The sequence below is a fragment of the Collinsella sp. TM10-22 genome (genome assembly GCF_003466125.1).
Taxonomy (GTDB): domain Bacteria; phylum Actinomycetota; class Coriobacteriia; order Coriobacteriales; family Coriobacteriaceae; genus Collinsella.
In genome coordinates this window covers 14,448-36,310 of the sequence record NZ_QSOC01000007.1, presented here as the reverse complement: position 1 = coordinate 36,310, position 21,863 = coordinate 14,448, and the positions used below count along the sequence as shown (strand labels likewise).

At 59.8% G+C, this 21,863-nt stretch carries 18 protein-coding genes and 1 riboswitch; of the genes, 10 read left to right on the top strand and 8 right to left on the bottom strand.

Annotation, left to right across the window (positions count from 1 at the left end; translation table 11 throughout):
* Nucleotides 1-26: 26 nt before the first annotated feature.
* Together dapB and dapA are read right to left on the bottom strand one after the other, a co-directional pair.
* Nucleotides 27-767 (bottom strand): 4-hydroxy-tetrahydrodipicolinate reductase, encoded by a 741-nt coding sequence (gene dapB / locus DXD94_RS08000; protein ID WP_199568423.1) that lies wholly within the window; start codon nucleotides 765-767, stop codon nucleotides 27-29.
* A complete protein-coding gene (gene dapA, locus DXD94_RS09885; protein WP_147336100.1) occupies nucleotides 760-3,069 on the bottom strand; it encodes a 4-hydroxy-tetrahydrodipicolinate synthase in 2,310 nt (769 codons plus the stop codon). Before dapA ends, dapB begins: the two co-directional genes overlap by 8 nt.
* Nucleotides 3,070-3,134: 65 nt before the next feature.
* Nucleotides 3,135-3,303: riboswitch (Lysine riboswitch) on the bottom strand.
* Nucleotides 3,304-3,447: 144 nt separating this feature from the next.
* On the opposite strand from dapA, the gene DXD94_RS07990 reads away from it, so the two are divergent.
* From DXD94_RS07990 to DXD94_RS07970, 5 genes are all read left to right on the top strand, one after another.
* The gene (locus tag DXD94_RS07990) at nucleotides 3,448-4,635 is read left to right on the top strand and encodes an amidohydrolase (RefSeq protein ID WP_233540351.1); all 1,188 of its coding nucleotides are present in this window, start codon (nucleotides 3,448-3,450) and stop codon (nucleotides 4,633-4,635) included.
* Between the two features lie 2 nt (nucleotides 4,636-4,637).
* On the top strand, nucleotides 4,638-4,961 hold the full coding sequence (locus DXD94_RS07985) for a hypothetical protein (protein WP_147347140.1): 324 nt from the start codon (nucleotides 4,638-4,640) through the stop codon (nucleotides 4,959-4,961).
* Between the two features lie 164 nt (nucleotides 4,962-5,125).
* Complete coding sequence (locus tag DXD94_RS07980; protein WP_117735262.1) at nucleotides 5,126-5,569, top strand: FxLYD domain-containing protein; 444 nt, start codon at nucleotides 5,126-5,128, stop codon at nucleotides 5,567-5,569.
* A 48-nt stretch (nucleotides 5,570-5,617) separates the two neighbouring features.
* Nucleotides 5,618-6,040, top strand: a complete 423-nt coding sequence (locus DXD94_RS07975) for an XRE family transcriptional regulator (protein WP_117735261.1) — start codon at nucleotides 5,618-5,620, stop codon at nucleotides 6,038-6,040.
* A 71-nt stretch (nucleotides 6,041-6,111) separates the two neighbouring features.
* Complete coding sequence (locus DXD94_RS07970) at nucleotides 6,112-7,503, top strand: protein kinase (protein WP_117763755.1); 1,392 nt, start codon at nucleotides 6,112-6,114, stop codon at nucleotides 7,501-7,503.
* 55 nt (nucleotides 7,504-7,558) lie between these two features.
* Here the strand turns inward: DXD94_RS07970 and DXD94_RS07965 are convergent, their stop codons facing one another.
* Nucleotides 7,559-8,692: a glucosaminidase domain-containing protein gene (locus DXD94_RS07965; protein WP_117763754.1), complete on the bottom strand. Its 1,134-nt coding sequence runs from the start codon at nucleotides 8,690-8,692 to the stop codon at nucleotides 7,559-7,561.
* Between the two features lie 396 nt (nucleotides 8,693-9,088).
* Between DXD94_RS07965 and DXD94_RS07960 the strand changes: the two genes are divergently transcribed.
* Nucleotides 9,089-10,345, top strand: a complete 1,257-nt coding sequence (locus tag DXD94_RS07960) for an ATP-grasp domain-containing protein (protein WP_099431498.1) — start codon at nucleotides 9,089-9,091, stop codon at nucleotides 10,343-10,345.
* Nucleotides 10,346-10,429: 84 nt separating this feature from the next.
* Nucleotides 10,430-11,176, top strand: a complete 747-nt coding sequence (locus DXD94_RS07955; protein WP_233540350.1) for an aspartate/glutamate racemase family protein — start codon at nucleotides 10,430-10,432, stop codon at nucleotides 11,174-11,176.
* A 125-nt stretch (nucleotides 11,177-11,301) separates the two neighbouring features.
* Here the strand turns inward: DXD94_RS07955 and DXD94_RS07950 are convergent, their stop codons facing one another.
* The 5 genes from DXD94_RS07950 to DXD94_RS07930 form a co-directional block, all read right to left on the bottom strand.
* Nucleotides 11,302-12,048 carry an energy-coupling factor transporter transmembrane protein EcfT gene (locus tag DXD94_RS07950; RefSeq protein WP_117763752.1) on the bottom strand — a complete coding sequence of 249 codons (747 nt, stop codon included), beginning with the start codon at nucleotides 12,046-12,048 and terminating at the stop codon, nucleotides 11,302-11,304.
* Nucleotides 12,041-13,792 (bottom strand): ABC transporter ATP-binding protein, encoded by a 1,752-nt coding sequence (locus tag DXD94_RS07945; protein ID WP_117763751.1) that lies wholly within the window; start codon nucleotides 13,790-13,792, stop codon nucleotides 12,041-12,043. Before DXD94_RS07945 ends, DXD94_RS07950 begins: the two co-directional genes overlap by 8 nt.
* A gap of 212 nt (nucleotides 13,793-14,004) precedes the next feature.
* Nucleotides 14,005-14,577: a hypothetical protein gene (locus tag DXD94_RS07940; RefSeq protein ID WP_117743483.1), complete on the bottom strand. Its 573-nt coding sequence runs from the start codon at nucleotides 14,575-14,577 to the stop codon at nucleotides 14,005-14,007.
* Between the two features lie 408 nt (nucleotides 14,578-14,985).
* Nucleotides 14,986-16,791 carry a C69 family dipeptidase gene (locus DXD94_RS07935; protein ID WP_158564812.1) on the bottom strand — a complete coding sequence of 602 codons (1,806 nt, stop codon included), beginning with the start codon at nucleotides 16,789-16,791 and terminating at the stop codon, nucleotides 14,986-14,988.
* Between the two features lie 409 nt (nucleotides 16,792-17,200).
* Entirely contained in the window at nucleotides 17,201-18,118 is a 918-nt protein-coding gene (locus tag DXD94_RS07930; protein WP_117735253.1) for a diacylglycerol kinase family protein, read from the bottom strand.
* A 98-nt stretch (nucleotides 18,119-18,216) separates the two neighbouring features.
* On the opposite strand from DXD94_RS07930, the gene rnd reads away from it, so the two are divergent.
* The 3 genes from rnd (at nucleotide 18,217) to xseA (ending at nucleotide 21,860) form a co-directional block, all read left to right on the top strand.
* Nucleotides 18,217-19,350 carry a ribonuclease D gene (rnd, locus tag DXD94_RS07925; protein ID WP_117763749.1) on the top strand — a complete coding sequence of 378 codons (1,134 nt, stop codon included), beginning with the start codon at nucleotides 18,217-18,219 and terminating at the stop codon, nucleotides 19,348-19,350.
* A gap of 238 nt (nucleotides 19,351-19,588) precedes the next feature.
* Nucleotides 19,589-20,293, top strand: a complete 705-nt coding sequence (locus tag DXD94_RS07920) for a zinc metallopeptidase (protein ID WP_117763748.1) — start codon at nucleotides 19,589-19,591, stop codon at nucleotides 20,291-20,293.
* Nucleotides 20,294-20,408: 115 nt separating this feature from the next.
* Entirely contained in the window at nucleotides 20,409-21,860 is a 1,452-nt protein-coding gene (gene xseA / locus DXD94_RS07915; protein ID WP_370448125.1) for an exodeoxyribonuclease VII large subunit, read from the top strand.
* The last annotated feature ends 3 nt before the right edge of the window (nucleotides 21,861-21,863 follow it).

Here is a 21,863-nt window from a genome sequence, read left to right as displayed (position 1 = left end):
TTTGGGTGGATCCGGTTGATACCTGGTTAGGCAAACATGATCTGGTCGAACGTGTAGAAGCCGGGCTCGCGGGTGACGAGCTTCTGGGCGGCGGCCAGGGCGCCGTTGACGAAGATCTGGCGGCTCGTGGCACGGTGCGTGAGCGTGACCTCCTCGTCCTGGCCAAAGAAGCTCACCTCGTGCACGCCGGCGACGGTGCCGCCGCGCAACGAGTGCATACCGATTTCCTTGGGGTCGCGCGCGCCGCACATGCCCTCGCGTCCGTAGACGGGGTGGTAGCCTGCCTCGGGCTCGGCCTCGACTACGGCGTCGAGCAGCAGCTTGGCGGTGCCGCTGGGGGCGTCAACCTTTTGGTTGTGGTGCGTCTCGACAATCTCGCAGTCAAAGCCGGGCAGCTCACGCGTGGCCTGGGCCACTAGATGACGCAGGGCAGCGATGCCGATGGAGTAATTGCCCGAGTGCATAACGCGGGCGTTCTGGCCCAGCTCACGCAGGCGGTCCATCTGCTCGGGAGTGTAGCCTGTGGTGCCCGAGACCAACGCCGTGCCCGTGCGCTCGACATAAGCGACGACGGCGTCGAAGGTCACGACGTTCGAGAAGTCGATAACCACATCGGCAGCCGGTGCGTTCTCGAGCTCGCTCAAATCGAAGCCAATCTGGGCCACGATATCAAAAGCGGGCTGCCCGGCGGCGTCGACAATTCCTTCGGCGGTAGTGCGGATGAGCGAGCCCATGCGGCCCGTTCCCATAATGACGGTCTTAATCAAGCAGACCAGCTCCCTTCAGAGTATCGGTAAGTGCGGCTCGCGTGTCGTCTGCCATGGGGCATAGCGGCATACGGTAGTTTGCCTCGATCATGCCCATCTGGGCGAGCGCTTCCTTAACGGGGATGGGGTTGACCTCGCTAAAGAGGGCGTTGATGAGCGGCTGGCCGGCAATCTGGATATCGCGGGCGCGCGCTACGTCGCCGTCCAGATAGGCGCGGCACATGTCGTGCACGAGCTGCGGCTGTACGTCGGCCCACACGCTGATGGTACCCGAAGCGCCTAGGCTCATGAGCGGCACGGTGAGTGCATCCTCGCCCGAGTACATGCGGAAGTCATCGGACAGCAGGTGGGCGATCTTGGCCGCGTAGGCGACGTTGCCCGAGGCCTCCTTGATGCCCATGATGTTGGGGTGCGCGGCCAAGCGCTCTACGTTGCGCTCGCTGATACCGCAGCCACAGCGGCCTGGGATGTTGTACAGAATGCAGGGGATGTCCACGGCGTCGGCCACGGTCTTAAAGTGCTGGTAGATACCCTCTTCGTTAGACTTGTTGTAGTAGGGGGTAATGAGCAGCAGACCATCGGCACCCAAGCCCTGGTAAGTGAGCGACTTAGTGAGCATGGTTTGCGTGGAGTTAGAGCCCGAGCCGGCAATAACGGGGACGCGGCCCGCAACCTGCTTGACCACTGCGGCGACAACGGAGTTGTCCTCGTCGTCGGTCATCGTGGCACTCTCTCCGGTGGTGCCCAGGGTGAGGATGGCGTCAGTGCCATTTTGCAGGTGGAAATCGATAAGGCGCTCAAGCGCGTCAAAGTCGACACTGCCGTCCTTTTTAAACGGCGTGACAAGGGCGACGATTGAGCCCTCGAGATTGCGGATATCCATGTTCTTCTCCTTCGCTTCCGCGATCTGGACGCGTTTGTTCCATTGGGCGGCGACTGCTAGGCGCTCGTCCTGAGCGCGACGGCGGGCGGCATCGGCGCGCGATTTGGCCAGCAGCTCGCGGCCGCACGGCAGCACGTCGAGCGTGGCAAAGTAATCGCCCGGGCGCTCGGCGCGGCGGATGAGGTCTGCCGAGCCATCGGGGCGCAGCAGGACCTCGGCGGAGCGCAGACGGCCGTTGTAGTTGTAGCCCATGGAGTAGCCATGCGCGCCGGTGTCGTGAATCACGAGCAGGTCGCCCATGTCGATATGCGGCAGCTCGCGGTCGATGGCGAACTTGTCATTGTTCTCGCACAGATTGCCCGTGATGTCGTAGGTGTCCGTAACGGGCGTTGTGGTCTTGTCGTCGCCACCCGGCTGGCCCATCACCGTGATGTGGTGGTAAGCGCCATACATGGCGGGACGAATGAGGTCGACGGCACTGGCGTCCACGCCGATATAGTCCTTGTAGATTTGCTTCTCGTGGATGGCCTTGGTGACCAGGCACCCATAGGGGCCCATCATAAAGCGGCCCATCTCGGTACAGATCGCCACATCGCCCATGCCGGCGGGAACCAGAATCTCGTCGTAGGCCGTGTGTACCCCTTCACCGATGGCGTGGATGTCGTTGGCCTGCTGCTCGGGCAGGTAGGGGATGCCGACGCCACCAGATAGATTAATGAAGGCGACGTGTGCGCCGGTCTCGCGCTCCAGGCGTACGGCAAGCTCAAAGAGGATGCGCGCGAGCTTGGGGTAGTAGTCGTTGGTGACGGTGTTGCTGGCAAGGAATGCGTGGATACCAAAGTCCTCGGCGCCCTTGGCCTTGAGCATGCGGAAGGCCTCGAAGAGCTGCTCGGTGGTCATGCCATATTTGGAGTCGCCCGGGTTGTCCATGATGCCGTTGGAGAGCTGGAACAGACCGCCCGGATTAAAGCGGCAGCTGACCGTCTTGGGGATTGGCCCCGCAACGTGCTCAAAGAACTCGATGTGGCTGATGTCGTCAAAGTTGACGATGGCACCCAGCTTGTCGGCGAGCTCAAAGTCGGCCGCCGGCGTGTCGTTGGACGAGAACATGATGTCGTGGCCGGTGATGCCCAGTGAGCGGGCGATCATGAGCTCGGTATAGCTCGAGCAATCGCAGCCGCAGCCGTATTCGTTGAGGATGGAGATAAGTGCCGGGTTAGGGTTGGCCTTGACGGCAAAGTATTCCTTAAAGCCCGGGTTCCATGCAAAGGCGTCGCGCACTTCTTGCATGTTGCGGCGGATGCCCGCCTCGTCGTATAGATGAAACGGCGTGGGGAACTGCTCAACGATATGCTCGAGCGTTTCCTTGTCCACAAACGGCTTCTTTGCCACATATGCCTCGTTGGGAGTCAATGACATGTCCCGTAAACCTCGCTATCCAGACGGCGCTACCTGCGCATCGAATCCGCATAGCGTGGACCCAATGTCCGGATAGCGCTCCCGCATTGCTGCAGACAGTCCTGCGGGTGTTTCCCGCAGGCCCACCAGGCTGTTCGTGCCCGAAAAACCCAGTTCGGCGGGTTTCGCCTCCCCACGGGGTCAAAGCCTGCCGGCTCGCCCGCGGATCTTCGTGCCCGCGCCTCTATCAAGTGGTAAAGACCCTACCACGTTGCACTTTACCAAACAAGAGTATTCGTATATAACGTTTAAAAAATGCAGGGATATGCTGGAAACATGTGTGCCACAATCCTGTATCACAATAAGTTGCAACAGATGTGCCTTACGAAGGGATTCTCTATGACCGAGCTCCAAGAACTCCGTCGCTATCGGCGCGACTTGCACAGGATTCCGGAGCTCGATTTCGATCTTCCGCAGACGATCGCTTATATCGAGGGCGTGCTGGCGCCGCTCGACTGCGAGCTGACCCATCCGTGCCCCAGCTGCGTCTGCGCTTTCTTTGACGCTGGCGTTGGTGCCACGCATGCCACGGCGATTCGCGCGGATATGGATGCGCTGCCCATTGCCGAGGCGACGGGCGCGGCCTTCGCCTCGTCTCATCCCGGTAAGATGCACGCTTGCGGGCACGACGGGCACATGGCCACGGCGCTTGCCGCCGCGACGTATGTCGACCGTACGATTCGCGAGCAGCCGGGCACCATTAAACGTAACGTGCTCTTTGTGTTGCAGCCGGCCGAGGAGACAACCGGTGGTGCCAAGAATGTGTGCGAGAGCGGCGTCTTCGAGCGCTACGGTGCCGACCGCATCTTTGGCTTTCACGTGTGGCCCGACCTTCCCGCCGGTACGCTGGCGAGCTGCCCCGGTCCGCTGCTGGCACGTTCGAGCGAGACGCATGTGCACATTCACGGGACGAGCATCCATATCGCCAAGACCTATGGGGTCCCGGTTGAGGAATCGCGCGATGCGGCGCTGGCAGCTGCCAAGTTCTTGGTCGCCGCGCGCGAGCTGATGGACGAGCTGGGCGCCGATGGACCCTGTATCGGTAAGTTTGGCCTGCTGCAGGCCGGCACCGTCTGCAACGCCGTGGCGGGGGAGGCCCACGTGGCCGGCAGCCTGCGCGTGTTTACGGACAATATGTTCGACCGTGCGCGAGAGGGCGTGCGCCGCGTGCTCGATGAGGCGTGCGCCGCTACGGGCTGTACGTACGATCTCGACTTTGCTGAAGGGTATCCGCCGGTCGACAACGACCCCGAGCTGTTTGCCAGCGTCGCACCTGCTTTGCCCGAGCTGCAACTCGTGGACGAGCCGCTGCTAATCGCCGAGGATTTCGCGTTCTATCAGCGCCATCTGCCGGGCGTGTTCTTCTTGCTGGGCACGGGCGTGCCAGAGGGACAAGAAAACCCGATCGATGCTGATGGCTGCCCAGCCTATGCGATGAGCGCTCTGCATACCGATACCATGCTCTTTGACGAGGAAATCCTGCTCAAAGGCCTCAATGTCTACAAACGACTGCTTGTGATGGAGTGACGATGAGGCGACGCCGACAGTCTGCCGTATATAGTCCGGGTGGATGCGGGTGCGGTTTGCTGCTGCTTCCGGTCATCGCTGTGAGCATTGGCGTGATGTTTGTGCTTGCTGGGCTGGCTGCGGCGGCACTCGTACTGTTTATCACTGCCATCGGCGTGACGATTTGGCTTTATCGCAGTCGTGAACAGCGCCGCGCCGACGGTAAGACCAATGTAGAATGGATTGCCTTTTTGGTCATCGCCTACCTGCTGAGCATCAGCTATTTGGCCTTCTTTATCCTGTTGGTTGTGAGCACCTTTACCGGGGAATCCGTCACGGTGGGTTGATGCACTGCCAGCAGACGGTCGCGTAAAGTGCGTTTGCTCGGCGTTTGGATAACTGCATTGGCCGTTTACCGCAGCCTTAGCTCTCAGCTAATGAATCCAAGTTCAATCCTTTCTACGATGTGCTGTGTGCCGGCACGGTGGCCGGATAGTTGGAAGGATGCATAATGGCAAAAGAGGGAAAGAAACCGATCGGCAAGATCATTTTGGGCGTCATCGTGGTGCTCGTTGTTGTCGGGGCCGTAGGTTCTATGGGTGGCAACTCGTCTGGTTCTTCTACGGGTGATGCGGCAAAATCTGCTGAGCAGACCCAGCAGGTCGAGGAACAAAAAGAGGCACAAGAGCCCTATACGGTTTCGGATGAGGCAGGGGATACGTCTAATCAGTTCGCATATAAGATCACCGGCACGTTGACCAATAATACGGATAAAGAGCAAAGCTACATTCAGATTGAGTATGTTCTGTATGACGCGGACGGCAATCAGGTGGGAACGGCTCTTGCGAACACTAACCATCTAAAAGCGGGCGGCACCTGGAAGTTCGAAGCGTTGAGTACGGTATCTCCCGACCAGGTTGCCAGCTGGGAGCGTTCTGATGTGAGCGGCTTTTAACTAGAATTAATAACATGATTACTGTGCGAGCTGGGGAGGCGAAGCCGCGTGCCCGATAAAAAACTGACCGAGGAGCTGCTCGACGAGCTTCTCGATGCGCCAAGTATCGATGGCTACATAAGGGAACACGACTTTGCCGCCCCATCGCTTTCTGATTACCTAAAGCAGCTGCTGCAGGAAAAGGGACTGGAGCGTTCGCGCGTGGTCCGTATGGCCGACCTCAACGAGACGTTTGGCTATCAGATTTTTACCGGCACGCGGCATCCGAGTCGCAATAAGGTGCTGCAGATTGCCTTTGCCATGGCGCTGACGCTCAAAGAGGCCAACCGCGCCTTGACGGCGGCGGGCGCCAACGTCCTCAACTGCAAGGACCGCCGTGATGCGATCATCATTTTCTGCATCGATCGCGGCTGCAGCTTGCAAAAGGTAAACGAGGAGCTATACCGCTTTGGCGAGGAGACGGTGAGCTAGCGGCTGTCTGCCGGCGGAAGAGCACCTCACGATATTTCAAACATGCAGGGCATGGGCGTCATGGGGCGCCCGTGCCCTGCGTTATTATGGACGCTATGGATACTCAGAGCCCAACATATTCCGATGATGAGCTGACCGCCGCGCTCGCCGGCCACCTGGCGTCACTCGAGCGCGATGATAGCTATCGCGTAGACCGTGTACTCAAGCGTTCGGATGTTGAGACGACTGAGCTCGTGTACTTTGAGGGCTCCGGTGGCGGGTCGCTTGGGCCTTTTGTTCGCAAGCGTATCGACGCGTCGGTCCAGATTGGCGGGGTATATGAGCGTCTGTTTGCGGCCCAGCGCGCCGGACGACGCTATGAGCACTTGCCCCGGATTGTCGATTGCCGCCGCGTGGGCGACGAGCTTTGCGTGGTCATGGAATATATCGAAGGCGAGACACTCGAGGCTCTGGTGAGGCGTCTGGGTACGACACCCGGTTATGCTTGCGAGCTGTTTGGCGCTCTTTGCGATGCAGCCGCTGAGCTCCACGCCGGTTTTGCGGCAGCCGGAGAACATTCGGTGCCAGTGATTCATCGCGATCTGAAGCCTTCGAATATTATCGTGTCGGGCGTGAGGTATTCGGCAGATGCCGGTATGACCTTTACGTCGCTGGTGATTATCGATTTGGGGATTGCGCGGGTATGGCGTGACGGAGCCGATGCCGACACGGTGAAGTTTGGAACGCGACCCTATGCGCCACCCGAGCAGTATGGTTTTGGGCAGACGAGCGTGCGCAGCGATGTCTATGCGCTCGGCGCACTCCTGTTCTTTTGCTTGACGGGGGTCGATCCCAAGCCCGGGCAAGGCATGCGCGAGCAATGCGAGGCCCTCGACGTCCCCGTCCCGCTTGCCGATGTTGTCTGCATGGCGATGGCGCTCGATCCGGCCAAGCGCTTTGCAAGCGCGGAGGCGCTCGGGCACGCTGCGCGCGCGGCATATGAGCTGTGCCTGCCTGGGCCTGGCTCGATTGGCGAGACGGAGCCTTCAGCGACGCAGACTGCTCCGCAAACGGCGGCATCCACCGCGCGACAGTCCCAAGATGTCTCGACGGTGGCCCCTTGCCACAAGGGCCTGCTTTCGCGGATCCCGGAGCTCATCGGGCGTATATGGAACGGCTTTATCTATGCAGCAACCTTGCTGCTGCTCGTCGGAAGCCATTTTGCCGTGTTCCAGCCCACGGGAGCCAACCGTAGCTATCCAACGTGGTTTTTGGCCCTTGAGTATTTTCTTATGGTCGATGGCGTGGTGGTGCTCATTGCGTTTGGCATGCTCGACCGCCGCAGGCTTCGGCGTCGCTTTCCCGTGCTCGATCGCTATCGGGGTCGTGGGTTTGTCACCCTGTGGCTCAAAGCGTTGGGGATTATAGTCGCCATAATGATCGTGGTTATTGTCACCGGCAATGCGACTGGCATTGTTACCTAATGTGGCGTACTGCTCAAAGAAAAAGGGCCCCGATTGGGGCCCTTTGCAGCTATAGCTAGATGCGGTTCATCTGGCCGGCAACCTTGTTGTACCAGTCCTGCCACGTGGGCGGGCAGTACTTTTTGGCGGCATCCGGGGTAAGCGTGGAGCCGTAGTTGCGACCAAGATAGGCAACGTGGGCTGAGATGCCCTCGCCCCAGCTGCCAAAGCTGCGCCAACCGCCGCCAACGGCGCTCCAGCCCCAGGCGTTGTAGGAATTAGCGCAATAGAGGCCCTTGCTGCTCTCGATGCAGGCGATGGCGGGGGACCAGCGAGGGTCAACACCGGTGTTCCAGGCGGCCACGGCAAAGTTGTAGCCCTGGCCTGCCAGGGGGGAGCCGGCGAGGTAGTTGTCGATACGGCTGGTCCACTCGTTGATAAACGAGTCGTAATCGGAGTTGCCGGTATTGGGGTTGTTCACCGTGGTATCGATGGTGGTGTTGGAGTTATTTGCCTGGCTGTTGGAGTTGTTGCCGCTCACGCCAGTGCCCGCGAGCTTCTCGGCGGCAGCAGCCTTGTCGGCCTCGAGCTTGGCCAGCTCGGCGGCGTTCTCCTGCTCGGCCTTTGCCTGGGCTTCGCTGCGAAGCTGCTGGGCCTGCGCCAGTGCATCCTCGGCGGTTTTCTGCTCGGCCTCGAGCTGGGACTTGGCCTGCTCGAGCTCAGTCTTGTTCTGCTCGAGCTCGGTCTGCATCTTGTTGAGCTCATCGATCTCATCGACGCTCGAGCTCGTGATCTGGTTGGTGTACTTGCAGGTCGTGATGAACTCGCCCAGGCTCTGCGCGTTGACCAGGAAGCTCACGATGGGGTTGGTGCCCTTCTGGTACTTGTACAGGTCGCGCATGGCGGAGCTTGCCTTGGCCTGCTGATCGGGAAGCTCGGCTTCGATCTCCTCGATGCTTGCCTCGTTGGTGTCGATTTGCTTCTGCAGATCCTCGAGCTTGGTGCGGGCCTCGTTGTAGGCGCTCGTGGCGGCTTCGATTTTCTGCTGGGCGGCGGATAGCTGATCCTGCGTTGCCTGCGAGGCGGCATATGCCGCGACGGGGGAGAGCATCGGCGAGGCCGTCAGTGCAACGGCGAGCGCGGCGCTCGTGATGATACGAGCCGGCTTCGACGCGATGAGCGCTGCGGTGCGATGGTTCGAATGCTGCATCCAGTCCCTCTGCAATCAATCGTAGGTTATGGTTCGAAAGGTATTCTACTACTGCTTTCGACCTCAACTTGAACCTTAAAGGTTCTAAAGGGTCAAGTTGAACTTGAGGCTTTGGCTTTGACCTGCAGTTATATCGAATTGTTGAGAAACCATAGAGTTCAACTTTAACGTTACGAGGACCTGTTTGTGGGCGAGTTTTGGGCTGTGAAAGCTCTCTTAACGTGGGGTTTTGCAACTACAGGGCCCTATCGCGGTGAGCGTGGCTTTCATACTAGATAATTGCGTTGATTGCCATAGATACGGTGGAGCTTTAGGAGGAGACGGCCCGACACGTTAGAATAAACAGGTTGCATAAAGACCGCTCAGCGTATGGGCAGTTGATGATAGGAAGTATCCATGGCATTGCAGTTTACAGAGCGTGAGTTTATCCCCGTGCTGCTCGGTGGCGACATCAACGCCTATTCGGTGGCGCGCGCCTTCTACGAGGAGTACCAGGTCAAGAGTCTGGTCTTTGGCAAGTATCAGACGGGTCCCGCGTACCGCAGTCAGATTATCGACTACACGCCCAACGTGGATATCGATACCATGCCCGTGATGCTCAGGACCGTCAACGGCATTGCCCAAGCGCATGCCGATAAGACGATTGTCCTTGTGGGCTGTGGAGATAACTATGTTGCCCTCGTGGCTCAGGCCAAGGATGCCCATGAGTTGGCGGATAACATCGTCGCGCCTTACGCTCCCTATAGCATGCTTGAGCAGTGTCAGAAGAAGGAGATCTTCTACGAGCTGTGCGAGAAGCATGGCGTGCCCTATCCGCATACCTTTACCTTCACCATGGCGATGCTGAATGCCCAAGGCGAGGCACCTGCCGAAGTGCTCGACCAGATCGATTTTCCTTACCCGATGATCCTGAAGCCTTCCGACGGCATCATGTGGTGGCAGCACGAGTTCGAGGGCCAGAAAAAGGCCTATGAGATTGCCGACCGTGCTGAGCTGGAACAGGTCATTCGCGACTCGTATGCCAGCGGCTACACCGACGACCTGATCTTGCAGGATCGCGTGCCCGGCAACGACGAGTACATGCGCGTGCTCACCAGCTATTCCGACCGCAACGGCAAGGTCCGCATGATGTGCCTGGGCCACGTGCTGCTCGAGGAGCATCAGCCCCATGGCGTCGGTAATCACGCCTGCATCATCACCGAGCCCAATGACGAGCTTATGGGTGGCGTGCGCAAGTTGCTCGAGGACCTTCACTTTGTGGGCTATTCCAACTTTGACGTTAAGTACGACGAGCGCGACGGCTCGTTTAAGTTCTTCGATTTCAACACGCGCCAGGGTCGCAGCAACTACTACGTCACCAACAGCGGCTTTAACGTTGCCAAGTATGTGGTGGACGAGTATGTGTTCAACCGCCCGTTTGAGCCGGAGTTTGTGACGGCGCAGGACGAGGCCCTGTGGATGGTCGTTCCCATGGGCGTCGTCGACAAGTACGTCAAGGATCCCGAGTTGCGCGCGAAGGTGCATCGCCTGGACAAGGAAGGCAAGGGCGCCGACCCTTCGTTTATGAAGGGCGACTTTGTCTTTAACCGCTGGCTGCGCATGTGGCACACCAAGCTGCGCCACTTTAAGCTGTTCAAGACGTATTACAAGTAGATGAGTGCGGCGCCCGTCCGGTTTACATCGGGCGGGCGCGGGTATGATACGCGCAATTGCGCAAGCGTCACCAAGGAGGCGGCGATGGAAAAGCTGGGAGTTATCGGCGGCATGGGCGCCGAGGCCACGTCGTATTACTACGACCAGGTGGTGCGTCATACGGCTGCTGCCTGCGATCAAGAACATATCGACATGGTGGTGCTCTCCAAGTCGACCATGCCCGACCGCACGCTGGCCATTAAGACCGGCGAGCATGCCAAGCTGTTGGCGACCATGAAAGAGTGTGCCCAGGCACTCGAGTCGCTGGGCTGTGCGCACATTGCCATTCCCTGCAACACGTCACACTACTTCTACGACCAGATCCAGTCGTTTACCAGGGTGCCGATCATTCACATGCCGCGCGAGTCGGTGCGCTATGCTCTGGCCGGTGCGGTGATGGGGGAGTGCGAGTTCGATCCCAACCTGAGTATGCCGGCCGAGCCGGTGCACAAGATTGGCATTATGGGAACCGATGGCACCGTGGGCGCGGGCGTCTACGGCCGCGAATGTAAGGCTGCGGGTGTTGAGGTTGTCTATCCCAGCGAGAAACGTCAGAACGATGTGATGTCGCTTATCTACGATGATGTGAAGGCCGGACGTGAGCCCGATATGGATAAGTTCGATCGCGTGATGTGGGAGTTCGCCCGCAGTGGCTGCGACCGTGTCATTTTGGCTTGCACGGAGCTCTCGGTGCTGCAAAAGTATCGCGAGATGCCCGAGATCACCCTCGACGCCATGGACGTGTTGGTGCGCGAATCCATCATCCGCAGCGGCGCACTCTATCGCCTGTAGCTTCCGACCTGCCAAAAAGGGACAGGTTTATTTTGGTAGGTTTTATCTGTTGAAACAGTAAAGGCCTCGGCTCGTTTGGTGCGAGCCGAGGCCTTTTGCGTTGGGCGGTTGCTGTCAGTGGTGAACTAGAACAGGAAGCCGATGGCGATGAGGGCGATGCTGGCGATGAGCACGGCGATGTCCAGGCCCTTGATGGGGTAGCGCTTGTACGAGCTGGCGCGCGTACGCAGATAGAAGCCGCGCTGTTCTGCCGCCAAGGCCGTGGCATCGGTTTTGCCCACGCTCGAGATGAGCAGTGGCACGCACAGTGGCAGCATGAGCTTAAGCTTCTTGATGGGGTTCTTGGTGTCGTACTCGACGCCGCGTGCGGTCTGCGCCTCCATGATGGCGTTCATCTCCTGACCAAACACCGGCACAAAGCGCAGCGCCGTGGTAAAGGTGAAGGCATAGCGATACGGCACGTGCAGCACCTCGACGCAGGCGTTGGCAAGGTCGTTGAGCTTGGTCACCATGAGCATGAGGATGAGTGGTAACGCCACGCCCAGCAGGCGCAGACAGGCCTTCGATCCTGTGATGAGGCCCGTGTCGGTGATAAGGCCCCACACCACGTTGCCATCGCGCATAAAGGCCAGCTGGAGCACCAGCATGATAAGCGCGAGCGGAATCAGCAACTTGAGTAGCGAGAACAGACGGTTGACGACGCCGGCATAGGCACCCAGAGCAAGGGTGAGTGCCAAAAAGCCCAGCAGCGCCACATAGGTGTCGGATAAGAAGATGCCGACGATGATGGCGGCGGCGAGGCCCAGCTTGACAACGGGGTTCAGGCGATGCAGCAGCGTATCGCCCGGCATGTAGTCGATGACGTTAACCACGGTGGACCATCTCCTTGGTAATTCGAACGACATCGGTGACCTCGCTCACCTGCGCAAAAGCGGGCGAGACGGAAGATGCCAGACGGCGCGAGAGTTCAATAACCTGGGGAGGCTCCACGTAGACACGCCGCATGAGATCGATGTTCGAGAATAGCTCGTGCGTGCGGCCGCGGTCGAGGATGCGGCCGTTTGCCATCACCACGATGCGCTCGGCAAAATCCGAAACGACTTCCATATCGTGGCAGACCATGATAACGGCGCAACCGCGCTCGGCCATGGTGCGCACCGTTTCCATGACGGTCATGCACTCGCGGTAATCAAGGCCGCTCGTGGGCTCGTCGAGCACGACGATCTTGGGCTCTACGACCACGACAGAGGCGAGTGCCACCATCTGGCGCTGACCGCGCGAAAGCGAGAAAGGCGCCTCATCGGCAGGCAGGCCAAAGCGGTCGATGACGAGTTGAGCACGACGCAGAGCCTCGGCGCGGTCCATGCCGCCAAGCTCCAAGCCAAAGGCGACCTCGTCGAGCACAGTGTCCTTGCAGATCTGACGGTCAGGGTTTTGGAAGAGGGTTGCAACTTCGCGGGCGATACGGCTCGTGGGAACGGCTGCGGTATCCAGTCCCGTGACGCGCACGCTGCCCGAGGCGGGCTTAAGCAGGCCTGTGAGCAGCTTGGTGAGCGTGGTCTTGCCGGCACCGTTCTGGCCGACGATGCCCACGAGCTCGCCGGGATAGAGGGTCAGGTTGAGGTCGTGGACGGCGGCGCCGCCATTGGGATAGGCAAACTCAACATGATCGAAGGTGAGCACGGGCTCGGCGTCCTTGGCGTGCGGGCGCAACGACGGTGCGTGCGGGGAACCGGTGGGCGCCTGGGCTTCGATGGCCGCGTGTGCGGGGTCGACGATGCCCGAAATCAGGCGCTCAGCCTCATCGACATCCAAGCAGGGGGTACCGCTTACCAGGCCATCGGCCTCGAGGCTATTGAAGATACGCGTGACGCGAGGGCAGTCGACGCCGATGGCACGGAGCTCGTCGGTATGCGCGAAGACCTCGTGTGGCTCGCCCTGCAGCGCAATTTCGCCATGGTTGAGCACGAACACGCGGTTGCAGTACTCCGAGAGCAGAGCGACCTTTTGCTCAACGACGACGATGGTGATTCCAAGTACGCGGTTTGCCTCACGCAGCGTCTCGAAGACCAATGTGGAGCTGGCGGGGTCGAGTGCCGCGGTGGGCTCGTCGAGAACCAAGACGCGCGGACGCATGGCGAGGATGGCGGCGATGGCTACCTTTTGCTTCTGTCCGCCCGAGAGGGTTGCGATCTCGCGGTCGCGCAGGTCGCTGATGCCGACGGTCTCGAGCGTTTCGCTCACGCGCTGCTCGATCAGGTCGTGGGGAACGCCAAAGTTCTCGAGTCCAAAGAGCATCTCGTCCTCGACGACCGAGGCGACCATCTGCGTGTCGATATCCTGCAGCACGCTGCCGACGATCTGTGACACGTCGGTCAGCGAGACCTCGCAGGTGGCATGGCCGTCAACCATGACGGACCCAAAGAACGCGCCGGTGTAGTGGTGGGGCACGGCGCCTGACAGGCAGGCGGCAAGCGTGGACTTGCCGGCGCCCGAGGGCCCGATGATGCCGATGAAATCTCCCTTGTTCACGCTGAGCGAGATGTGGCTAAGCGCCTGCTCGGTCTGCGTGCCATAGGAGAACGAGACATCGTCGACGTTGATGATCGTTTCCATGGATACCTTTCATAGTCATTGGGGACGTTCTTACATGACTAGTCGTTTAAGAACGTCCCCAAGAGCTAGTTGTTTGGGACAGTCTTTGTTGGTGGAGTGCGGAGACGGCTTTACGAGGGGCCCCAGGTTGGCGCGAAAGAGGAGCGCAGCGTACTTGGGTACGCGAGCGACGAATGAACGCCAAGATGGGGTGGCTCGTAAAGCCGAGCGGGTTAATGGAGCCTAAGGGCCTTCTGGATGGGCAAGTAGAGGGCACCGACCAGAATGGCGTTAAAGACGGCGGTCATGGCGACGACGGGCAGCATAGCGGCGGCGAGCTCGCCCACCACGCCGAGCATGGCCATCTTGATGACCATGAAGATGACGCCCGAGACAAAGGTGGTCACGAACGTTGCGACGATGGCGACGGCAGACTTGACCTGTCCGTCCTTGGCAGCAGCGTTGACGATGACGGCCATGAGCATGGCGGCGATGCCCTCGGCGGCAAAATCGACGAACGGCGAGGTGGTGGTGATCTGGATCACGGCAGCCGAGATGAGGCCAATGACGAGCGCCTGGCCGATGTTGGGGCGAACGACCAGGATGGTGAGGCAGAAGGCCGAGATGATGAACTCGGGGCTGATCATGCCGCCCGAGATGCCCGAGATTGCCTTGCCGACGGTGAAGTTGAGGATGAAGCCGGCGGCGAGCAGGATGGCGAGCAGGACGAGGGCGCGGACATCGAGCTTGCCGCGGTCGGCGGTCTGGACGGTGCGGGGCTGGGCGGCGGTGGTGTTCTGAGACATGGTGAAAATCCTTTCGGAATGGGAGTGCAAGAGAAAAGCGGAGGCGCGTGATGCGAATGCGATCGGGCTCGAGATAGAAAAAGGCCCCCGGTCGAAACCGGAGGCCTTCCAATCACCTAGAGCGCAAAAACAGGCGTGAGGGACTCACTGTCGACCGATCGAATTCGCATCACGCCACCACCAGTTGTTGAGAGAGTTCATCGTGTTCTTCATGTTGGTGGCTCCTTTCGTGATGCCGTGGCGCGGTCGTACCTTGTTGCTGTTGCGCTGCACTATAGCACAGCGAAGTGTGTGCGGGGAAATCTTTTTTAAAAAGATTTCAGGCGGGTTTCCCACCGGTCAAAAGAGCGGGCTGAGCGAACGAGGCTGCCATCGCTGCCTTGCCCGCTCAGCTAGGACATGAGGGCCTTAGGCCTTCTTGCGACGATAGATCACGTAGGCGCAGACGCCGATGATGACGACGGCGCCAACGGCCATGGCAGCCATGTTGTTGCCCTCGGACTTCTCCTCGGTGGCCTCTGCCTCTTTGACCTCGGGCTCGGCTACATCCTCATCGGAGAGGGCCTCGTCGGCGTAGGTGATGGACTCGACCAGGCAGTCGTTGTCGGCATCGTAGTCACTCGGGACGAACTCCTCGGAGAAATCCTCCTCCTTGAGGTAGTCACGCATCTCCTCGAGCATAGCCTTGCACTTGAGGTAGGTGTTCTTGGTGGCAGCCTTGCCGGCCTTGTTGGCCAGGGCGGTGCGGGCCTCGGTGTCCTCGGTGGCCTGCATGGCATCGTCGACGGTCAGGTTCTGCTCGATGAGTTCCTTCTGCAGGGCGTCGAGATAGGCGCGGACGCCGGTGGCGCAGTGGTCGCGGTTCTCATAGGCGAGTGTGTTGATGTCCATGAGGACGTAGTTGATGGAGTTCTTGGGCTCCTCGTTGTTCACGACGTCTTCCTCTTCGCAGTGATCAAAGGAGACATCCTGATCGCTGAAGTAGGGGCTGACCTCGGTGAGCAGTGCGGAGTAGAAGGGGATGGCGACGGAGAATTCGGCGTTGGAGAGCATCTCCCACTGAATGGTCGCGATCTCGGGGTCCATGCCCTGACGGATCTGGAAGGTGTGGATCTCGGTGTTGCGGTTGGAACCAATGGCATAGGCGCCGTCGGTGTTGGCGTTGAGGCCGGCGACATTCTCGCCACGAGTAGCAAAGCTGCGGATCATCTCAAAGGTGTTCCAGTCGGACTTGCCGGGCTGGAAGAACAGCGGCTGCATCTCGTGGACCAGGGCGCCGGTCGTGGCGCGAGCATCTTCGCGCTCGTCCTTAACGATCTCGTAGTCGGTGCCCTCGGCAAGCGGAGCCATGAAGTAATCGCGGCCCTGGATATAGCGCGACCAAGAATGCATGGCCTGCTCGCTAATTTCCTCACCGTAGGTCTGGGCAACGTCGAACTGGCCGTCATCGAAGTACTTGGCAAAGCCCTTTTCTTCGGGCATGGTCTGAATGTCCTTGGAGTGGAGGCAGTTCTCGGTGTCGTCGAGGTTAACCTTGTAGTTAAGGTTGCCGATGTTGGGGTTGACCGAGGCGATGTCGTCGGTGAGCTTCATGGCAATCCACTGATGGCCAGAAAGTCCGGCGAACAGCCAGGTCTCGTTGTTGTCGGCGATGATGATCTGGTCGTTGGTGCAGATGCCCTGCTCGTCGACCAGACTTCCGAGGAGCTCGACGCCCTCGCGGGCCGTGGCGCTCTCGCCCAGGATGACGCTGGCGTAGTTGTATTCACCGATGCCGGTCTCCTCGGTGAGGGGGTCGGCCTCCTCGGCCTTCTCGTTGTAGGAGGTGCTCAGCGTGGCAGAGCAGGAGACGCCCTTCTCGTTGATGCCAGCCTCGGAATAAGCGTCATAGCGATCTTCCCACTGAGAGGGGTTGTCGCGAACGAAGGTGTAGCGATACGTGGGGCCCGTGGACTTGTACTCAAAGCCGGATTCGAGCGAGGTGTACTTGCTACCGTCCTTGTGCGCAGGCTCAATGCCAAAGTGCTTGATATAGCGTGTGCTAAAGTCCTCTGCGCGGCCGTAGTACGTGTTGCCGTCCGCCGTGAGTTTGCTGCCCATGTAGATCTGGGTGCAAGCGAGTGCCGAGGTCGGCATGGCCATAATGGCCGCAGCTCCGAATGCAAGGCCGCAGCCAAGCTTCTTGAGCGTGTTGACGGGATGAGTAAACCTCATGATCCCTCCCAACCGTTGAAACCCCGCGGAACCGTGCAGGATTTCAGCTAATAAATACATCTATTAGCCTATCGGAAGTCTAAAAAGTATTCACTAGATTCGATGAAATACTCGATGAGCGTCATAAAATATGCGATGAGCGGATAAGAATACTCATTTTGTAGCTTTAGTTAAATAAAGGCACCCTGCATTTACTGCAGTGGAATAAAGCGCCAGACAATACTCAAAAGAAAACTCTCCCGCTGTTTAGAATTTGCATAAACAGCGGGAGAGTCGATAGCTGGATGAATATCATACTAATGTGGTTTTACTTCTTCCGACGGTGGATCACGTTAATCGCATAGCCGACGAGCATGGCCAGAACAATGACGATAAAGCCGAGCAGGGGATTGTCGTTCACGGGGTCCTCCTATTTTCCGAGCGGGGAGAATTCGTCGACGATGAGGTCGAGGCATTGCGGAAGCGCGCGGGCACCAAAGACGCCCGAGTTGCTGGAGATGATCTCGCCATCGAACTGCATGCCCAGCGACGGCGTGCAGGTGATCTTGGCTTCTTTGGTCTGGATGATCTTGAACTGCGGACGGCCAAGCACCTTGCCGGCGGGGTCGAGCGCGGCGGTGATTACCGTGGGAAGCAGCTGTACCGTGCGTACGGGCTCGATGACCGCGATGTCGACCATGCCGTCGTTCATGCGGCAGTTGGGGAACAGGTTGATGTCGTTTTGGATGACAGACGTGTTGCCTGCCATGCAACAGATGCCGTCGAGCTCCTCGACAATGCCGTCATGCTCAATGGTAAAGTGCGCCACCGTGGGGTTGGGTGTGGCGAGCGCCGACAGGAAGTAGGCGATCTCGCCGATGTCGTTTTTAGTGGGGGCGGCCTTCATCATAATCTCAGCGTCAAAGCCCGAGCCGGCGATGATGATAAAGCCATGGCGCTTTTCGTTGCCGTTCTCGTCGAGCCAAAAGAGCTCGCCCATGTCGACTTTGACCGTGCGGCCGGCGCGGCATGCCTTGGCGAGCGCCGCTGCCTCGGGGGCATTGCCGATGTTGTTAAAGAATAGGCAGGCCGTGCCGGAGGGGAAAACGAGCGTGGGAACGCCGCAGCCGCGCATCTGGTCGAGCACGTTGGAGACGGTGCCGTCGCCGCCCGAGACGACCACGCGGTCGAACTCGCGAACGTCTGCCACGGCGTCCTCGGGCTCCATGCCATCGCCGATAAAGCGCATCACGACCTCGTCGCCGCCCTGTGCAAGGGCGTGCGTGAATGCGTAGATTTCATCTGAGCTGGGGCCCGATGCCGGGTTGTGGATGATAAGGCAGCGCATACTTACGTTCCCGTTCTGTGACTAACCGAGTATAGTTGTAGGGCAATGCCGATATCCTACCCGTGTTTTTCGGGCCTAACCTTATTCGATGGGTTGATATGTACATTTCCACACATCAGGCTCTGCTCGACTTTTGCCAGCGCGCCCGCGAGTTCGACGCGATCGCCGTCGACACCGAGTTTTTGCGCGAGCGCACGTTTCATCCGCGCCTGTGCCTGGTCCAGATTGCCACCCCCGCCGAGAGTGTCGCGGTCGATCCGCTGGTGATCGACGACCTATCGCCGCTGGCCGAGCTTATGGCCGACGAGAGCGTGACCAAGGTCTTCCACGCCTGCTCGCAGGATATGGAGGTCATGCTTCATACCGTAGGCGTGCTGCCGCGTCCGATTTTTGACACGCAGGTCGCCGCCGCCTTTTTGGGCGAGCGCCAGCAGATTTCCTACGGTGCGCTCGTGCAGACGTTCTGCGGCGTTTCGTTGCCTAAGACCGAGTCGCTGACCGACTGGTCGCGCCGCCCGCTGACCGATAAGCAGATTGAGTACGCGATCGATGACGTCAAGTACCTGATTGTTGCCTATACCGAGATGATGAGCCGCCTGCGCGAGCTGGGCCGTGTGGACTGGGTGCTCGACGAGTTGCGCCCGCTGGCCGACGAGTCGCATTATCGCGCCGATCGTCACGAGGCGTTCCGCAAGGTCAAACGCATCAATTCGTGCAGCCGTCACCAGCTGGGTATCGCGCGCGAGCTCGCCGCCTGGCGCGAGGATCGCGCCGAGCGCCACAACATCCCGCGCAAGTGGGTCATGTCCGACGACACGCTGCTGGCGCTCGTCAAGCGCAATCCCGTTCGCGTCGAGGAGTTCCGCAGCATCCGCGGCACCGACCAGCTGGGGGAGCGCGATGTGGAAGGCGCGCTCATGGCCATCAAGCGCGGCGCGAGCTGCCCGCACGATCGCCTGCCGCTCATGGTGCGCGGGCATCGCCAGATTTCGCCGGAGTTGGAGAGCGTGACCGACCTTATGTATGCGCTTATTCGCTTGGTCTCCGAGCGCTCGGGCGTGGCGACCTCGGTCATTGCCTCGCGCGATGACCTGGCCGACTACATCGAGCATCCCGAGCAGAGCCCCCTGCGCGAAGGTTGGCGTTTTGAGCTCGTGGGTTCGCGTCTGGACGATTTGCTCTCGGGCAATATGGGGTTGACGGTCAAAGATGGCAAAATTGAATTGCTATAGGTATATAGTTACGCGGTTTTACCAAACCGCGTAACAGCTCGACGCTGCAAACGGCCGAGAGCGGCAATCTGACGTTCAATCGTCGCTCGCGTACCAAAGTACGCGACGCTTCTCTTTCACGTCACCTTGCTCGCTCTCGACCGTTTTCGCTGACATTGCCAAAACATCGATGTTGATTTGCTGGTCAGTCGAGTGGGTAGAATGCCTCCAAGGTGTAACTCGATTCGGAGGAATTCGCATGCCTTATTACTATGGATACGGCTTTGGCATCGACCCGCTGTACCTGCTGGTTGTTCTTGTCTGCACAGTGCTTGGCCTTGCCGCGCAGAGCTATATCAACTCGACGTACAAGACGTGGTCTAAGGTGCGCTCGGATGGCGATACGGGCGCCACGGTCGCTCGTCGCATGCTCGATGCCAACGGTTGTAGCGCCGTGGGCATAAAGGGCGTTGCCGGCGAGCTTACCGATCATTACAACCCGCAGGATAACAACCTGTATCTCTCGGATGCCAACCGTTCGGGCGGGTCGGTCGCAAGCGTTGCCGTCGCCTGCCACGAGGCGGGCCATGCCGCCCAGCGTCAAAGTGGTTATGCCATGATGAAGGTACGCACCGCTTTGGTCCCCGTCGTCAACTTTACCCAGAACACCTGGACGATCGTGCTGCTCATGGGCCTGTTCATGAACATCGCGGGGCTCACGACCCTCGCGCTGGTCTTCTTCTCGTTTAGCGTGCTGTTCCAGCTGGTTACGCTGCCGGTCGAGATCGATGCCAGTCGCCGTGCCGTGACGTATATCGAGCAGTCGGGCATGAGTTCCAAGCAGGTCAACGGTGCCAAGAAGGTGCTGACGGCAGCCGCGCTCACCTACGTGGCGGCGGCGCTCACCTCGATTATTCAGCTGCTCTACCTTATGGCTCGCTACAACAGAAACTCCAACCGATAACAAATTGGGTCGCTGGGCGCCGTGGGGATTTGTGTCCCCGCGGCGCTGTACTATGTGTTGGATTTGAATTTGCGCAGGGCCGAAGCCCTTGTGCACGATAACGGAAGGAGGCTGCGTGGCAGGCTGGAATCTAACCGGCAATGCCGTTTCCGCCGAGTTCGACGGTTCGGACGATCAGGAGCGCAAGGAGCTCAGCGTGAGCCAGGCGGTGGAGATCGCCGCCGGCGCGCTCGATGCCATTCCGCAGCTGAGCGTTTTAGGCGAGGTCACGGGTTTCCGTGGTCCCAACGCCCGAAGCGGCCACTGCTACTTTCAGATCAAGGACGACTCGGCGGCCGTCGACTGTATCATCTGGAAGGGCGCCTACCTTAAGCGCACTTTCGACTTGCGCGACGGCATGCAGGTAAGCTTTAAGGGCAGCTTCAATCTCTACAAGCCTACGGGTCGCATGAGCTTCGTCGCCCGCTCGTTCTCGCTGGCGGGGGAGGGTCTGCTGCGTCAACAAGTGGCGCAGCTGGCCGAAAAGCTACGCCGCGAGGGCCTGATGGACGAGACGCGCAAGCGTCGCATCCCGGTGTTTTGCTCGCGCGTGGCGGTCGTCACCTCGCTTTCTGGTGCCGTAATCGACGACGTCAAGCGTACGCTGCGCCGTCGCAACCCGCTTGTCGAGCTTGTCTGCGTGGGCGCAAAGGTCCAGGGCGAGGGTGCGCCGGCAGAGCTTATTGAAGGCTTGCGCCGCGCCGCTGCCATTACGCCGGCGCCCGATTGCATTTTGCTCGTGCGTGGCGGCGGTTCCTTCGAGGATCTCATGACCTTTAACGACGAGGTGCTCGCCCGTGCGGTGGCAGCCTGTCCCGTGCCTGTGGTGACGGGCATTGGGCATGAGCCCGATACCTCGATCTGCGATATGGTGAGCGACCGTCGCGCCTCCACGCCAACGGCAGCGGCAGAATCGGTGGCGCCGGCTATGACGGAGTTGGCCGACGTGCTCGAGACGCGCCATCAGCGTCTGGGCGCCGCGATGGCTTCGATGATCGGGTCGGATCAGGTCGATCTGGAAATGCTCGACCAACGCGGTCGTCGTGTCTGGGACACCTATACGGCTCGCCTAGGCGATGCACTCGATGCGGCTGCGTGCCGCCCGTGCCTCAACGACCCAACGTTTATGGTCGAGCGTCGCGAGTCTGAGCTTGCCCTGACGGCCGATCGTCTGTCTGGCGCCATAACGCGTTCGGTCGGGTCCTTTCGTTCCAACTTCGAGCGTCTGCCCGAGCGCTTGATCGCAAGCACCTCAGGGCTTGATGGCAAGCGCCATGCGCTCATGCTCGCAAGCTCCCGTCTAGAGCATCAGGGGCGCACGATGCTCAGCAAGCCCGCGTCCGACTTGGGCCGAGCGGCCGCGTCGCTCGATGCCCTGTCGCCGCTCAAGGTGCTTGCCCGCGGCTATTCCATCGCCTACAGCGAAGACGGCGTGGCTACGAGCGCCAAGACCTTTAAGCCCGGCGACGCCATCCGCGTACGCATGGCAGACGGCAACGTGGCGGCAACGGTCGATGCGGTCGAGTAGGCC

Bases quoted from the DNA above. Each gene is read 5' to 3' on its own strand.
- dapA (WP_147336100.1), bottom strand. From the start codon at position 3,069: ATGTCATTGACTCCCAACGAGGCATATGTGGCAAAGAAGCCGTTTGTG.
- DXD94_RS07990 (WP_233540351.1), top strand. From the start codon at position 3,448: ATGACCGAGCTCCAAGAACTCCGTCGCTATCGGCGCGACTTGCACAGG.
- DXD94_RS07985 (WP_147347140.1), top strand. From the start codon at position 4,638: ATGAGGCGACGCCGACAGTCTGCCGTATATAGTCCGGGTGGATGCGGG.
- DXD94_RS07980 (WP_117735262.1), top strand. From the start codon at position 5,126: ATGGCAAAAGAGGGAAAGAAACCGATCGGCAAGATCATTTTGGGCGTC.
- DXD94_RS07965 (WP_117763754.1), bottom strand. From the start codon at position 8,692: ATGCAGCATTCGAACCATCGCACCGCAGCGCTCATCGCGTCGAAGCCG.
- DXD94_RS07960 (WP_099431498.1), top strand. From the start codon at position 9,089: ATGGCATTGCAGTTTACAGAGCGTGAGTTTATCCCCGTGCTGCTCGGT.
- DXD94_RS07955 (WP_233540350.1), top strand. From the start codon at position 10,430: ATGGAAAAGCTGGGAGTTATCGGCGGCATGGGCGCCGAGGCCACGTCG.
- DXD94_RS07945 (WP_117763751.1), bottom strand. From the start codon at position 13,792: ATGGAAACGATCATCAACGTCGACGATGTCTCGTTCTCCTATGGCACG.
- DXD94_RS07940 (WP_117743483.1), bottom strand. From the start codon at position 14,577: ATGTCTCAGAACACCACCGCCGCCCAGCCCCGCACCGTCCAGACCGCC.
- DXD94_RS07935 (WP_158564812.1), bottom strand. From the start codon at position 16,791: ATGAGGTTTACTCATCCCGTCAACACGCTCAAGAAGCTTGGCTGCGGC.
- DXD94_RS07930 (WP_117735253.1), bottom strand. From the start codon at position 18,118: ATGCGCTGCCTTATCATCCACAACCCGGCATCGGGCCCCAGCTCAGAT.
- rnd (WP_117763749.1), top strand. From the start codon at position 18,217: ATGTACATTTCCACACATCAGGCTCTGCTCGACTTTTGCCAGCGCGCC.
- DXD94_RS07920 (WP_117763748.1), top strand. From the start codon at position 19,589: ATGCCTTATTACTATGGATACGGCTTTGGCATCGACCCGCTGTACCTG.